The sequence below is a fragment of the Vibrio sp. 1249-1 genome, from assembly GCF_033340495.1.
Window position 1 is genome coordinate 1 of the sequence record NZ_JAWOWJ010000597.1, and the last position, 674, is coordinate 674.

General features: G+C 52.1%; 1 protein-coding gene. It reads left to right on the forward strand.

The genetic code is table 11. The annotated features are described in order from the left end of the window. Positions 1-627: sodium:solute symporter family transporter (locus tag R7Z50_RS27835; protein WP_411979529.1), on the forward strand; the 627-nt coding region annotated here is incomplete at its 5' end. Positions 628-674 lie beyond the last annotated feature (47 nt).

Genomic DNA, 674 nt, shown 5'->3' on the forward strand with positions numbered 1-674 from the left:
AAGGCTTACCCTGAGATCGCGAAACTACCTAACTGGGTTATCGCACTGGTCGCAGCGGGTGGTCTAGCCGCCGCACTATCAACCGCTGCGGGTCTATTGCTGGCGATTTCGTCCGCGATTTCCCACGACTTAATCAAAGGGGTAATTAACCCGAATATCTCAGAGAAGAAAGAGCTGCTCGCGAGTCGAATCTCGATGGCGGTGGCCATTGCAGTCGCAGGTTACTTGGGTCTGCATCCACCGGGCTTCGCGGCAGGTACGGTAGCACTGGCCTTCGGTCTGGCGGCGTCCTCCATCTTCCCGGCTCTGATGATGGGTATCTTCAGTAAGAACATCAACAAAGAAGGTGCTATCGCGGGTATGATTGCAGGTATCAGTATCACTCTGTTCTACGTGTTCCAACACAAAGGTATCCTATTCATCGCAGATTGGACTTACCTAGAAAGCTGGGGCAGCAACTGGTTCCTAGGCATTGAGCCAAACGCATTTGGTGCGATTGGTGCCTTATTCAACTTCATCGTCGCGTTCGCTGTATCGAAAGTAACAGCAGAAACACCACAAGAAGTGAAAGACCTAGTCGAACACGTTCGCGTACCGGTAGGTGCTGGTAGCGCAGTGGATCACTAAAATATAACCAAAACCACAAAAGCCCCGTTTGGAACCTGCCGTCCGGG